This window comes from Pseudomonas sp. ES3-33 (genome assembly GCF_000952175.1).
Lineage (GTDB): Bacteria > Pseudomonadota > Gammaproteobacteria > Pseudomonadales > Pseudomonadaceae > Aquipseudomonas > Aquipseudomonas gregormendelii.
Genome location: NZ_JZRI01000096.1, coordinates 26,454 through 39,573 on the forward strand (window position 1 = coordinate 26,454; position 13,120 = coordinate 39,573).

The 13,120-nt window shown below is 61.6% G+C and carries 12 protein-coding genes; 9 read left to right on the plus strand and 3 right to left on the minus strand.

Annotated features, from left to right (window positions below):
- Positions 1-16 precede the first annotated feature (16 nt).
- Genes UB23_RS17150 through UB23_RS17160 form a run of 3 tightly spaced genes read left to right on the plus strand, consistent with a single transcriptional unit; the run spans position 17 to position 2,602 of the window.
- Complete coding sequence (locus UB23_RS17150) at positions 17-916, plus strand: aldose 1-epimerase (protein WP_045060491.1); 900 nt, start codon at positions 17-19, stop codon at positions 914-916.
- On the plus strand, positions 913-1,788 hold the full coding sequence (locus UB23_RS17155) for a 6-deoxy-6-sulfogluconolactonase (RefSeq protein WP_045060492.1): 876 nt from the start codon (positions 913-915) through the stop codon (positions 1,786-1,788). The genes UB23_RS17150 and UB23_RS17155 overlap by 4 nt, the downstream gene beginning before the upstream one ends.
- Before the next feature lie 28 nt (positions 1,789-1,816).
- Positions 1,817-2,602 carry a sulfoquinovose 1-dehydrogenase gene (locus UB23_RS17160; RefSeq protein WP_045060493.1) on the plus strand — a complete coding sequence of 262 codons (786 nt, stop codon included), beginning with the start codon at positions 1,817-1,819 and terminating at the stop codon, positions 2,600-2,602.
- A gap of 16 nt (positions 2,603-2,618) precedes the next feature.
- Here the strand turns inward: UB23_RS17160 and UB23_RS17165 are convergent, their stop codons facing one another.
- Complete coding sequence (locus UB23_RS17165; RefSeq protein ID WP_045060494.1) at positions 2,619-2,822, minus strand: hypothetical protein; 204 nt, start codon at positions 2,820-2,822, stop codon at positions 2,619-2,621.
- A gap of 545 nt (positions 2,823-3,367) precedes the next feature.
- On the opposite strand from UB23_RS17165, the gene UB23_RS17170 reads away from it, so the two are divergent.
- On the plus strand, positions 3,368-3,967 hold the full coding sequence (locus UB23_RS17170) for a trypsin-like peptidase domain-containing protein (RefSeq protein ID WP_045060495.1): 600 nt from the start codon (positions 3,368-3,370) through the stop codon (positions 3,965-3,967).
- 220 nt (positions 3,968-4,187) lie between these two features.
- Here UB23_RS17170 and UB23_RS17175 read toward each other — a convergent pair whose 3' ends face one another.
- Together UB23_RS17175 and UB23_RS17180 are read right to left on the minus strand one after the other, a co-directional pair.
- Complete coding sequence (locus tag UB23_RS17175) at positions 4,188-5,231, minus strand: AraC family transcriptional regulator (RefSeq protein WP_045060496.1); 1,044 nt, start codon at positions 5,229-5,231, stop codon at positions 4,188-4,190.
- Positions 5,232-5,240: 9 nt separating this feature from the next.
- A complete protein-coding gene (locus UB23_RS17180; protein WP_045060497.1) occupies positions 5,241-6,155 on the minus strand; it encodes a GGDEF domain-containing protein in 915 nt (304 codons plus the stop codon).
- Between the two features lie 337 nt (positions 6,156-6,492).
- On the opposite strand from UB23_RS17180, the gene UB23_RS17185 reads away from it, so the two are divergent.
- From UB23_RS17185 to UB23_RS17205, 5 genes are all read left to right on the plus strand, one after another.
- Positions 6,493-9,021, plus strand: a complete 2,529-nt coding sequence (locus UB23_RS17185) for a TonB-dependent receptor (RefSeq protein ID WP_045060498.1) — start codon at positions 6,493-6,495, stop codon at positions 9,019-9,021.
- 58 nt (positions 9,022-9,079) lie between these two features.
- Positions 9,080-10,987: a phytase gene (locus UB23_RS17190; protein ID WP_045060499.1), complete on the plus strand. Its 1,908-nt coding sequence runs from the start codon at positions 9,080-9,082 to the stop codon at positions 10,985-10,987.
- A 91-nt stretch (positions 10,988-11,078) separates the two neighbouring features.
- Entirely contained in the window at positions 11,079-11,789 is a 711-nt protein-coding gene (gene tolQ, locus UB23_RS17195; protein ID WP_045060500.1) for a protein TolQ, read from the plus strand.
- 13 nt (positions 11,790-11,802) lie between these two features.
- A complete protein-coding gene (tolR, locus tag UB23_RS17200; protein ID WP_045060501.1) occupies positions 11,803-12,249 on the plus strand; it encodes a protein TolR in 447 nt (148 codons plus the stop codon).
- Positions 12,246-13,079, plus strand: a complete 834-nt coding sequence (locus UB23_RS17205) for an energy transducer TonB (RefSeq protein WP_045060502.1) — start codon at positions 12,246-12,248, stop codon at positions 13,077-13,079. The genes tolR and UB23_RS17205 overlap by 4 nt, the downstream gene beginning before the upstream one ends.
- The last annotated feature ends 41 nt before the right edge of the window (positions 13,080-13,120 follow it).

Sequence of the window (13,120 nt, forward strand, 5' to 3'; positions counted from 1 at the left end):
GTAAAAGGCGCCACCCATGAACATTCTTCGTCTGCACAGCGGCGATCTGCAGCTCGACGTACTGCCACAACTGGGCGGTTCCCTGGCCGGTCTGCGGCACCGGGATCTTGCGCTGCTGCGGCCGTGGGATTGCACCCCAAACGTTCGCCGCTCAGCGTGCTATCCGCTGGTGCCCTATTCGAACCGCATCGCAGAAGGGCGCTTCCAGTGCGGCGGGCACGAATATCAATTACCACGCAATTTCGGCGAGCATGCTCATCCGCTGCATGGCGTGGGATGGCAGCGTGAGTGGCAGGTGGTTGATTGCACGAGCCATGAATGCCACCTGCGTCTGTCCCATGATCCTGCCGGGGAGGGCGGCGAGGATTGGCCATTTGCGTTTGAGGTCGATCAATATGTCCGCCTTGATGAGCAGGGGGTTTCCCTGTCTATGACACTGCGTAATGCCAGTCAGCAGCCAATGCCGGCCGGTTTGGGTTGGCATCCGTATTTCCCCCGACACCAGGGGGTCGAGCTGTCATTTACCGCATCGGCGGTATGGCTCAACGGTAGCGACTCGTTGCCCCAGGAGCGCCTGCCGGTGCCGCCACAGTGGGACTTTGCCCGGCGTCGGGCGGTGGGTCACGTCGCCCTGGACAACTGTTTCGAAGGCTGGCATCGCCAGGCTTCAGTGTATTGGCCGCACGCTGGGGTCGGCGTCGAGATCACCGCGCAGGAAGGGCTGGATCACCTGGTGGTTTTTACGCCACCGGCACCCCAGGATTTCATAGCGGTCGAACCGGTCAGTCACTTGAACAACGCCATCAACCTGCCTGCGCCCCAGGCCCACGGCATCGTTTTATTGGGCCCCGGGCAGGACATGACGCGCACCCTGCGCATGAGCATCAGGCTGGATGGATCAGGAGCAATCGTATGAGTTACACCGTCAAATGCGTGGTCGATCAAGTCAGTGAACTGGGCGAATGCCCGGTGTGGTCGGTCCGGGAGCAGGTGCTGTATTGGGCCGATATTCTCGCCGGCCAATTGCATCGGCTGGACCCGCAAACCGGGGGAGTGACCAGCCTGACGCTGGGCGAGCACCTGGGCTGTTTCGGCCTGCGTCGTCAAGGCGGCTTCATCGTCGCCCTGCGCACTGGCATCTACTTGCTGGGCGAGGACGGAACACTGGGCCGCAAGCTTGCCGACAATCCCTGCGGGCCCACAGACAGTCGTTTCAACGATGGTCGAGTCGATCCCTGGGGGCGTTTCTGGGCCGGGACTATCTGGCAACCCCGGGACCGCAATGGCGCCGTCCTGATGCGCGTTGATGAGCACATGAATGTGCAAGTCATGGCGCACGACGTCATGGTGTCCAATGGCCTGGCGTTCAGTCCTGATCGGGCCTGGATGTACCACAGCGACACACCCAATCATGTGCTGTATCGCTACCCCCTTGATGGCCAGGGCCAGCCGGGGCCCCGGCAGACTGTTCGCACCTTCGAGCGCGGCCCGGGTGGGCGTCCGGACGGCGCCGCGTTCGACAGTGAAGGGTGCTACTGGAGTGCGCAGTTCGACGGCGGCCGCATCCTGCGATTGGCACCGGATGGCACCCAACTCGACGAAATTCGTGTCCCCACGCGATGGCCGACCATGGTTGCTTTTGGCGGCCCGGACCTGCGCACGCTGTACATCACCAGTTCCCGGGAAAACCGCAGTGCCGAGGAGCTGGCGACCTGGCCGCTGTCAGGTTGCCTGTTTTCGGTAGAGGTCGATGTGGCCGGTTGCCCCGAGCCTTTGTTTGCCGGTTGAGTTTCCCTATTTTTGCAAGGATTGAATCATGAGCCAGCATACCCAAACGCGTTACCCGTCCCTGACCGGCAAAGTCATCCTGATCAGTGGCGGCGCCTCAGGCATTGGCGCGGCATTTGTCGAAGCGTTTCACCAGCAGGGCGCCCGCGTCGCTTTCCTGGATCTGGACCAGGCTGGTGGCCAGGCACTCGCTGCTGCGCTGGGCCAGGACCGGGTGAAGTTCCTGCCCTGCAACGTGCGCGATATCCCGGCGTTGCAGGCCGCCATCGCGGCAGTCGAAGCGCAATGGGGGGCGGTGGATGTGTTGATCAATAACGCTGCCCGCGACGATCGCCATCCCATGCAGGACGTCGACGTCGACTACTGGGATGAACGTATGCAAACCAACCTGCGCCACGCTTTTTTCGCCGCCCAGGCGGTCGCCCCGGGAATGACCCGGCGCGGAAGCGGGGTGATCATCAACATGGGCTCGATTTCGTGGATGAGGGGCCGTCCCGGCATGGTCTGCTATACCACTGCCAAGGCTGCAATCAATGGTATGACCCGCACCCTGGCGCGGGAACTGGGTGACAGTGGCATTCGTGTCAACAGTCTGGTGCCGGGTGCGATTCGCACTGCCCGCCAGGATGCCATGTGGGCCAGCGATCCGGCGGGACTGGAATTGGCCAGTCAGAATTTCATCGACCAGCAAATGCTCAAGTTCCGCCTCGACGCCAGCGATTGCGCACGCATGGCGCTGTTTCTGGCGTCTGATGACAGCCGCGGCTGCACGGGACAAAACTTCGTGGTGGACGCGGGGTTGTCGATTCAGTAGAAGCGGCGGATATCCGTCACATTCCGTAACCGGCAGCTTGACCGGCCTGGTTATCCTGCGCGCCCGCAATCAGGTGCAGCGGCATGTGCTGCACCTCAAGGGTGGTGACTTCAAACCCGCCCACCACCTGCGCCTCTCGCTCCCCCAGGGCGATGATCTCCGCTTCCTTTGCCTTAGCCATTCTCGCGTGGTTCGCTGCGATTTCATTGAGAGTTGACACGATACGTCTCCCGGTGACTGACCAAGCGTAGTGCTGGCGTCCTTGTTCGTTGATGAATTGCCGTCGCGTCAGAAATCCGTTGTTCTGGGGCAGCTATCGGCGTCCATTGCAATCCTTGAGCCAGTCGGGGCCGGGAAATCAGGAGAGGATCATCGACCGGATGATCGGTACTCGCGCTCGCGTCTCCGAGACAATTTTGAGCTTAGGCCAGATTGTGAAACACCCTGTGAATTTTGTAAAACGGCGTCATAGAAAAAACCGTGGAAGTGATATTTATATGGCGTTATTTAGGCGCCAATAATCAGTCTTAGTGTATGTAACCAAAAGCAATTGGAATTAGCACAATTCATTTGCTCACGTTTAAAGAACATCGGCCATAAATAACAAAGTACCGGTGCAGAGCCTTCGGCAAGGATCACTACAACTAAAAAAATAAAAATTGACGACAAAAAACAGTCTCGTCCTCCCTATTAAGTCGGTGACTCATCATGATCAAGATCATGGCCTGCTTTTTAATAGGAGCTGTACTCGCAGGATGCAACGGCATGGTGAAACCCGATTTTTCGGGGCCCGCCAACGACTCATACTTCACCGTTTTTTCAGGCTTTCCTCTTCCCTATATGTATATGGCTTCGGCTGTGCAATGGAACGAGGAGTACGCCGTGACGACGCGTCACACTCCGCTGATCCCCAATGTGCAATACAGCTGCAGTACCGGCTGCGACTTGGTGTTCATCCGTCACAAAGCCAACGGCCGCTATCCCGCCTGGCGTGCGCCACGGGTAGGCGAGGCCATCACCGCCGTGGGCTCCAGCCCCTACATGGCCACCGCGACCGGCAAGGGCAAGGTGTATCAGGCGCCATTTATCAATACCGATGAGAACAGCGGCGATCTGTACGCCATCCACGATGCACCGTTGGTCAAGGGCATGTCCGGTGGGCCGGTCATCGGCAACGATGGCAACATTGTCGGGATCAACATGGGCTTTTATTCCACGACGTTACACGATGTCAGTGCCCATCCCGGAGTGAAAGGCGCCGAGCGCATCAGTGTGTTTATTCCGTATTCGATCATTCAGCGCGAATGGCTGTTATTACAGGCTAAACTTGAAACGCCGCGCGGTACCCGGTTGGCCGCCAAGTAACCAACTGCAGGCCCGGTCAATAGGGCGGGCCTGTACTTCGGCAGTCTAAAGATCTTTCTTGAATTCCTTTTCCAGGTGTTTGTCGCCCTTGTGCCGCTCTTTGTCGAGGTGGGTAGCTTCGTTATCTATTTCTTCGTCAGCGTGCTTATCGGCTTTATCCATTTCGTCGGCATCTTGATCAATGCCTTTGTCTATCTCACGATGGTCATGGCGGACGCGGCTAGCCCATGCCGGAACCGAACAACTGACGAATCAACTTAGGCGTGCTACCGGTCCAGCGCTTGAAAGAGCGCCGGAAATTTGCCGCATCGTTGAAACTCAGGTACTCGGCCACTTCTTCGTTGCTGAAGCCTTTGATTTGATACAGGTACAGCGCCACGTGCTTGCGCACCAGATCCACCTGTTGCTGGAACCCGGTGTGGTGTTTTTGCAGTTTGCGTTTGAGTGTCGCGGGGCTCACGGCAAAGGCGTGCGCGGCCTGTTCAAGGCTTGGGGCCTCGCGCACGTGGGCCTGCAGGTAGCGGTAGACGCAGTCGACAAAACTTGCAGTGAAACCCAGCTGATCGATTTGCCCCTGGGCTTCCTGCCGGGCGACCTGGCCGACCGTTGCCGAGCAGTTGGGCCAGGGCCGGACGAGGTACTCGCGGGGGATGCGCATCAGGTCCAGGGGACGTTTGAACTGCGTGTCTTCGCCCAGGTGCACCCAATACTGCTCGACGTAACGCGGCTCGGCGTGGCTGAAACTGCACTCCCACGGCAGGCGCTGGCCACTCTGGGAGCGGCTCATGGCGACGATCGACGTCATGCTCGCCTCTAGCAGGAAGCGCCACTGCTCGCCGGCGCCGCAGCTGTCCAGCCAGTAGAAATAGGCGTGCTTGTCGTCCATTACCAGGCGTGGTGCGGCCAGCGGGCTGAGCAACGCCTGTTGCTGCACCAGGGTATCGAGTGCCTGGTGCAGATTTTGTGCATGGCGCAGGGCGTGGCTGACAGGGCCGTAGTGCCCGGGCAGCAGGCGCTGGCCGAACAGAAAGCTGCTGTCGTCGGCATCGAGCAGGCGCCGGCTGTTGTCGATCAGGGCCAGGAATTGCTGCGGGCTCAGGCGCGTCTGTCCGGCCAGGATGTCGTCGTGGAACAGCCCGGTGCCGCGCAGCAGGCGATGGCTGTCGATGTCCCGGGACAGCGCCAGGTCGATCAGGGTTGCCGGCTGGTAATGCCCGGGAATGAAACGGCTGTCGCTTTCGTACCAGGTATTTTTAAGGGTCATCGCCGCGCCTCAGGCTGTTTTTGCCAGGGGCTGCTTGGCGCGCGCCAGTGCCAGGTTCAGGCGTTTTAGCAAAACGTCAGGTGCCTCATCCATGGCCATCACCACGGCGGTGCTGGCGGACAATTGCAAGCGCTCGCCATGCTGACGGGTTTTGTGGGCCAGGCCATGCACCGCCTGCTGCAGTTCCAGGGCTAACAGCCGCGCCTGGCTTTCCCCGGTGTTGGGCAACACCACCACGAAACGGTCGCCAGCCAACCGGCACAGCAGGTCCTGGCGGCGCAGGTTGAGCAGCAATAAATGGCTGATGGCTTGCAACACCGCATCGCCTTCGGCATGCCCGAACGCCTGATTGATCGCGGTGAAGTTGTCCAGGTCCACGGCCATCAGCGACAGCGGCTGCTCCTGGGCAAGACTCTGCGCCAGGCTGGCAGTCAATTGGCGCTTGAGATAATCGGCACCCCCCAGTGGCGTCAGCTTGTCGAACAGACGGTGTTCGCGGAACAGCTTCTCGCGCTTCTCCATTTGCGCGCTGATCGCCAGCTGCTCGCGATGCCAGTGATAGATGCCGATGGTCAGCAGAATCATCCCGACCGGCATCGGCCCGGATTCCAGCCAGTGATCCCAGGTAATGCTGTCGGGCAGGCGAATGAACTCGTCGAGGCTGTCGATCCACCAGGAGAAAAAGATGCAGCTCAGGCCCAGGGCCAGGTAGTTGGTCACGCGGCCAGCGGGGCGACTCTTGAGCACCAGCCCCAGCCAGACCAGCGCCAGTAGCGCCGAGCCGCCTTCGCCGATGATGTCCAGCCACACCCACTCGCTGACGCTTTTCAGTTCGCCGCAGGCCAGGTGCAGGAGCAACCCGAGATTGGCCGCCACCAGCAGCAGGACGAGTTTCCAGCGATGGGGTTTGAGCACAGAGAACATGGCCGCGATCCTTTGGCGAGTGACAGTGCGCGTCAGCACAGCAGATGTTTGTGACAGGCGGGTGACGAGGGCGGGGGGTCGAATCAGCTCAGTGATGCCGCCACATTTTTATCTGATCAAGCGTCCCTGTGGCGAGGCAGTTTGTGTTGCCACAGAAGTTGCGTCAGGCGCGGCAGGTCATTTCAGCTCATTTGCGCCCGCCGATTCGCGCAAAAGCGCGTTTTGAAGCCTTCCCTGCCACCCCCTGTCACAGAACCGTCATCACGCAACCCTAGCTTGCCCTCCCAGTTGCCGGGCCACTTGCCCGGCGTCAACGGACTCTTGGGGGAGGACATTCATGTACAAGCGCAGCAGCACAGCCGGGTTTGTCGGTTTCACGCTTACCGCTCTGGCCATGGCGATCGCCAGCGAACGGCTGAGTGCCGCGGAATCGGCGACCACCACCGAGCACGTGCAGGTCGTGGGGCAGGCCGCGAGCATCGACCAGGCGCTCAAGGAACAGCGCAGCGCCGACAGCATCAAGAGCGTGGTGCACGCCGACGGCATGGCTCAGCTGCCCGACGAAAACGTCGCTGAAGCGGTGCAGCGCCTGCCCGGGGTCAGCGTCGAGCGCGACCAGGGCGAAGGCCGCTTTGTCAGCGTGCGCGGCCTGGGCCCCGACCTCAACAGCGTGACCATCAACGGCACGCTGGTGCCCTCGCCGGAAAGTGAGCGTCGCGCCGTAGCCCTGGACGTGTTGCCCTCCGAGCTGGTGCAGTCGCTGTCGGTGATCAAGACCCTGACCCCGGACATGGACGCCAACTCCCTGGGGGGCACGGTCGATGTGCAAAGCCTCTCGGCCTTCGATCACAAGGGGCTGTTCTATACCGGCAGCACTGAAGCGAGCTACGACAAGAACACCCACCAGACCAGCCCGAAATTTTCCGGCGCCGCCAGTAACCGGTTCAGCCTCGGTGACGGCATCGACAACTTCGGCGTCGCCGCAGCATTGAGCTGGCAGAAGCGCGATTTCGGTTCGGACAACGTCGAAACCGGCGGCGCCTGGGACTTCGAGCAAGGCGCCCGGCTGCAGGAGTTCGAGCAGCGGGACTACGACATCAGTCGAGAACGGGCAGGCGGTGGACTCAACTTCGATTACAAGCCTGACGACCTCAGCAGCTATTACCTGCGCACGCTCTACAGCCGCTACAAGGACAGCGAGACGCGCAACTCCACGGCGTTCGAATTTGCCGACCCGTTGGCCGCCGCAGAGACCGGCGATGCCGAGGGCTCACGTAAGCTCAAGCAGCGCGAAGAGACCCAGGAAATCCAGTCCTACGTGCTCGGCGGCGAGCGCCTGTTCGGCCTTTGGACCCTGAGCGGGCAGGCCGGCTACAGCCGTTCCAGCGAAGACAGCCCGGGGCACATTGCCAACGCTGCCTTCGATGGCACCGATGATTTTGCCGACAGTGGGTTCTACGACAACGACAAGCCACGTCCGATCATCGGCCAGGGCTTCTACGACCCGGGCAATTTCAGCCTCGACAAGGTTGATTGGGAGAAGCAGCGCACCACCGATACCGAAAAGAATCTGCGCCTGGACCTGGCCCGGGATTATGACTTCAAGGGCTACGCCTCGCAGGTCAAGTTCGGCGGCAAGGTCAGTCGCCGCAACAAGGACAATGATCTCGACGCCTGGGTCTATGAAGACTTCGATGAGCTGGGTTTCAACGACCAGCAGCTCAACCTGGCGCAGTTCCAGAAAGGCACAGTGGACTACCGCCTGGGCCAGTTCGGGCCGGGCATCAGCCCCAGTGCGATCAAGAACCTGATCGGCGGCCTCGATCGCGACGATTTCTACGACGAGACCGAGTCGCGGGTCAACGACTTCAAAATCAGCGAAGACATCAACGCCGGCTACCTGATGAATACCATCGACATCGACGACTGGCGTTTCATCGCCGGCATGCGCTACGAAGGCACCGAGTTCGAAGCCAAGGGCACCGGCGCCACCGATGGTGAGTTTCAGGCGACCGACACCAGGCGTCGTTATCACCACTGGCTGCCGGGGCTGCATGCGCGTTATCAGCTGGACAAGAACACTCAGGTCCGCGCGGCCTGGACCAAGTCTGTTGTACGCCCGACCTTCGGCCAGCTGGCCCCGGGGTTTGTCATCGACGATGACGAGGCTACCTTCGGCAACCCGGACCTCAAGCCCTTGGAGTCGAGCAACCTCGACCTGGGCATCGAGCACTTCATGGGCCGCGCCGGTACCGTCTCGGCGTTCGTGTTCTACAAGGACATCCAGAACTTCGTCTACAACACCGACCTTGCCGGTACCGGTGCGTGGGTCGATTTCGCCGAGGCGCACACGTTCGCCAATGGCGACAGCGCCAAACTCTATGGCCTGGAATTGGCCTACTCGCAGAAATTCGATTGGCTGCCTGCGCCATGGAACGGCCTGCTGATCGGTGCCAACACCACCTTCAGCCGCTCCGACGCCGAGATCAAGGGCTTTGATGCCGCCACCGGCACTAACAGCAAGCGCAGCATCGACCTGCCCAGCCAGTCGGACACCGTCGGCAACCTGATGGTTGGCTGGGAGGACGACAAGCTGAGCTTGCGCCTGTCTGCCAACTACAAGTCCGATTACCTCTACGAACTGGCGTCCATCAACGACAAGGCCCACGACCTGCACGTCGACGCCCAGACCTTCGTCGATTTCAGCGCGCGCTATTCGCTGACCAAGGACCTGCAAGTGAGCTTCGAGGCGCAGAACCTCACGGACGAGTCGTACTTCGTCTACACCGGGCAGCGCGCCTACAACGGCCAGTACGAAGAGTACGGCCCGACCTTCAAGCTCGGCCTGACCTTCACCCACTTCTAAGCCCGGGATGGCCGCCGCTGCCATCAGGTTGTACGCACCACAAGGAACTTGCCTGTTCATGAGCATTTTTTTATCACCCTCCCGTTGCCTGCTCGCCGCCCTGATCAGCCTGAGCGTCACCCAGGCCATGGCTGGCCCGGCGAACCTGACACTCACGCCCTGGGCGCCGAACCTCAAGGTCGACGCCGTGGCTTTCCTGCCGACCGGCGCTGACCGCCTGGCCGTCAGTCAGCGAGATGGCTTGCTGTTACTCGACCCCAAAGGCGCGGAACTGGCGCGCCTGCAGGGATCATTCGCCAGCCTGGACAGCCGCGCCCTGGGCTCCCGCGTGCTGGTGGCGAGCCTCGACAATGCGCGGCAGCAAGCGATGCTGGTCAGCCTTGATGCTGAGCAGCGCAGCTGGGGCCAGCCGGTTTATCTGCCGACACGTGACTACCCGGTGAATGGCCTGTGCCTGTACCGCGACGAGGCCAGTAACCTGTTCCTGTTCCTGGTGGGCGAGGAGGGCAAGGGTGAACAGTGGCTGGTCGGCAACGGCGCCCGTCTTGATGCGCAGCCGCAACGGGTACGCGGTCTGCCGTTGCCGCCTTCGGCAACGGACTGTCGGGTCGACGATGGCGCCCATCAGTTTGTCGTCAACGAGGAGAACGTCGGCTGGTGGGCTTATCCGGCACATCCCGAGGCCGACGTGACGCGCAGCCCCGTTGCCCTGCGCGAGCCTTTCGGCGAGATCAAACACAGCGCTGGCGCCATGGCCCTGATCCCCGCGGGTGTGGTTGCACTTGACCCGAAGGCCGCGCAATTGCACCTGTATCAGCAGCAGGGCGAGCGCTGGGTGGCCCAGGCCAGCCTTGCATTGCCTGGGGTGAAGGAGCCGGAAAACCTCGACGTGCGCGCGACGGCCAAGGGGCTTGAAGTGTTGTTGCGCGACGATGACGATGGCCGTCTGTATCAGGGCCAGCTCGATTGGCAAGCCACACCGGTCGCACGGCCCGCGGAGCTGCCGGTTGTGCCGGCGCAGGCGCAGACCGAACCGGTAGGACGGCAGGGGGACGCCGCCGATGATCCGGCGATCTGGATTCATCCGCAGCAGGCAGGCTTGAGTCGGGTGCTGGGCACCAACAAAAAGCAGGGTTTGCTGGCGTACGACCTGCAGGGCAAGTTGCTTCAGGAACTGCCGGTCGGGCGTCTGAACAATGTCGATGTGCGGCCCAACTTCAAGCTCGGTCAGCAAACGGTCGACCTGGCCGTGGCGAGCAATCGCGATCACAACAGCCTCAGCCTGTTCAGTATCGATCGCCAGAGCGGCGAGCTGCGCGAGGCCGGCGAGATCGCCACGCCCCTCAAGGAAATCTACGGCATCTGCCTGTTCCAGCCAGCCAGCGGGGAACTCTTTGCATTCGCCAACGGCAAGGACGGGACCTTCCTGCAATACCGCTTGAGCGCGCCGAACGGCACGGTCCAGGGTGAGCTGGTGCGCCAGTTCAAGGTCGCCAGTCAGCCCGAGGGCTGCGTTGCCGATGATCAGCGTCAACGGCTGTTTCTCGGCGAGGAGGATGTGGGCGTCTGGGCGGTGGATGCCCGGGCGGATCAACCGGCAACGCTCAGCAGCGTGATCAAGGTTGGCCCGCAATTGCACGCCGATGTGGAAGGCCTGGCGCTGTATCAAAGCGCCGGCAATGACTATCTGGTGATCTCCAGCCAAGGCAACGACAGCTACCTGGTGCTTGATGCCCAACCGCCATTCGCTGCCCGTGGCGCCTTTCGTGTCGGTCTGAATACTGCCCTCGGTATCGACGGCGCCTCGGAAACCGATGGCCTGGAGGTCACTTCCGTCAACCTCGGCGGAGCCTGGAGCGAGGGCATGCTGGTGGTGCAGGACGGGCGCAAACGCATGCCCGAGCAAACCCAGAACTTTAAATTCGTGCCCTGGGCCGAGGTCACCAGGACGCTCAAGCTGCCCTGATCCGTCATCACCCTGTCATCTGACTTTCATCGAATAGCTCAACGGCCGTCGCGCATCGACGGCCCGCGAGCCCCGCACAAGGAGTTTCACCATGCAGGCCACACTCGAACACATGACGATCTGGGGGCTGATCAGCGACGCGAGTCTGTTGGTCAAGGCGGTCATGCTTATCCTGCTGCTGGCATCGCTGCTCAGTTGGTACCTGATCATCCTGCGCAGCAGCGTGCTCAAGCGCCGCGAGCGGCAGCTCAACGATTTCGTGCAGCGCTTTCGCGGCACGCCGGACCTGTTGGCGTTGTATCGCGAAACGGCGAAAAACACCGACAGCGAAGCCGGCGTCGAGCCCATTTTCCAGGCCGGCTTGCAGGAGTTCAACCACCTCAACCAACACTCGGGCAATGCTGCAGACGTGGTCCTCGAGGGCGTGGAGCGGGCGCTCTATGTCGCCATCAGCGAGCAGGAAGTGCGCCTGGAAAAAGGCCTGCAGTTCCTCGCCACGGTCGGTTCGGTCAGCCCCTACATCGGCCTGTTCGGCACCGTGTGGGGCATCATGAATTCCTTCCTCGGGTTGTCGCAGGTGCAGCAGGCGACGTTGTCCACCGTGGCCCCGGGCATTGCCGAAGCGCTGATTGCCACGGCCATCGGCCTGTTTGCGGCGATACCTGCGGTGATTGCCTACAACCGCTTTTCCTCGCGTAGCCAGACGTTACTGACGCGCTACTACGCGTTCGGCAACGAGCTGCAAGTGCGCCTGCACCGCAAGCTGCATGGCGCGCCGATCAACCTGGCCGCCGCCGCCTGAAAGGAGAGTGACGATGTTGGTCAGACCGCAAAGAAAACACGGACCCAAGGCCGAGATGAACGTGGTGCCGTACATCGATGTGATGCTGGTGCTACTGGTGATTTTCATGGTCACCGCGCCCATGCTCACCCAAGGGGTGAAAATCGACCTGCCCAAGATCGCCAGCGAAGCACTGGCCAATGACAGCCGGCAGCAGATCCTCACCCTGTCGGTGAAAGCCGAGGGCGGTTACTACTGGAATCTTGGCGGCGAACTCGACACCCGCAACCAGACCGACAGTGCGGTGAGCCTTGCAGACATGCAGGCCAAGGTAGCGCAGGTGGTCGCTGAGCGGCGAGACACCCAGGTCTACATTCGCGCCGACAAGGACGCCGGCTACGGCAGCGTGGTCGCAGCCATGGCGGCGTTGCAACAGGGCGGGGTCAGTAACCTGGGACTGGTAACCGAGGCCCCGCAATGACGGCGATGACCTTGCACAGGCCTTACCTGGCGGCTGCGCCGGTCGACCGCAGCGGGCTGTGGCGCAATGGCCTGGCTGCGAGTTTTGCGGTCGGGTTGCACGTGATCGTGCTGGGGTTGCTGGTGCGGGGTTGGGTGGCCGAGATGGCTCCGGCCGAGCAGCCGGCGGTCTTGCGTACCCAACTGGTGATCCTGGCGCCGACGCCCGAGGCACCTGCGCTTCAGGCACCGATACCGTCACCCATACCGGCGCCTGAGCCGCTGCCTGCCGTGGTGCAACCGCCCGAGCCTGTGGCCGCGACGCCGGCGCCGAGCAAGCCGGCTGTCGACCCGCAGGTCCAGGTGCAGAAGTTGCAGCAGGTGGCCTTGGCTCGCAAGCGGGTCGAAGAGAAAAAGCGTGAGCTCCAAGCCGAACAAAACCGTGAGCGCCTGGAGTCGCAAAACCGCGCTCGCGAAGTCGAACAGCAGCGCCTGGCGCAACAGCAATCACAGCAGGCCGAGCAGGCGCGCCTGAGTGCCGAGCGAAGCCGTCAACAGGCGGCTGCCCAGGCCGCTGCCGACACTCGCCAGTACCTGCCCTTGAGCAAGCAAGCGCCCGACTATCCGCAACGCGCGCTGGATAAGAACCTGGAGGGCGATTGCACGGTGGAGTACACAGTCAACCCGCAGGGCAAGATCGAGAATCCGAAGGTGCTTGAAGGTTGTCACCCGATGTTTATGCGACCGTCTCTGGCCGCTGCCGATACGTTTCGTTATCAGCCGCGGATGATTGATGGCAAGGCGGTGTCGGTACCGGCAGTGCGTAATACCTTTCACTATCGGATCAAGTGAATCTTTTTATTCCAAAAAGGAATAGATGGATAATTATATAT

What these genes read in the sequence shown, in the direction of transcription:
- tolR (WP_045060501.1), top strand. Translation starts at nt 11,803, where the DNA reads ATGTTGGTCAGACCGCAAAGAAAACACGGACCCAAGGCCGAGATGAAC.
- UB23_RS17160 (WP_045060493.1), top strand. Translation starts at nt 1,817, where the DNA reads ATGAGCCAGCATACCCAAACGCGTTACCCGTCCCTGACCGGCAAAGTC.
- UB23_RS17180 (WP_045060497.1), bottom strand. Translation starts at nt 6,155, where the DNA reads ATGTTCTCTGTGCTCAAACCCCATCGCTGGAAACTCGTCCTGCTGCTG.
- UB23_RS17150 (WP_045060491.1), top strand. Translation starts at nt 17, where the DNA reads ATGAACATTCTTCGTCTGCACAGCGGCGATCTGCAGCTCGACGTACTG.
- UB23_RS17185 (WP_045060498.1), top strand. Translation starts at nt 6,493, where the DNA reads ATGTACAAGCGCAGCAGCACAGCCGGGTTTGTCGGTTTCACGCTTACC.
- UB23_RS17175 (WP_045060496.1), bottom strand. Translation starts at nt 5,231, where the DNA reads ATGACCCTTAAAAATACCTGGTACGAAAGCGACAGCCGTTTCATTCCC.
- tolQ (WP_045060500.1), top strand. Translation starts at nt 11,079, where the DNA reads ATGCAGGCCACACTCGAACACATGACGATCTGGGGGCTGATCAGCGAC.
- UB23_RS17190 (WP_045060499.1), top strand. Translation starts at nt 9,080, where the DNA reads ATGAGCATTTTTTTATCACCCTCCCGTTGCCTGCTCGCCGCCCTGATC.
- UB23_RS17170 (WP_045060495.1), top strand. Translation starts at nt 3,368, where the DNA reads ATGGTGAAACCCGATTTTTCGGGGCCCGCCAACGACTCATACTTCACC.
- UB23_RS17205 (WP_045060502.1), top strand. Translation starts at nt 12,246, where the DNA reads ATGACGGCGATGACCTTGCACAGGCCTTACCTGGCGGCTGCGCCGGTC.
- UB23_RS17155 (WP_045060492.1), top strand. Translation starts at nt 913, where the DNA reads ATGAGTTACACCGTCAAATGCGTGGTCGATCAAGTCAGTGAACTGGGC.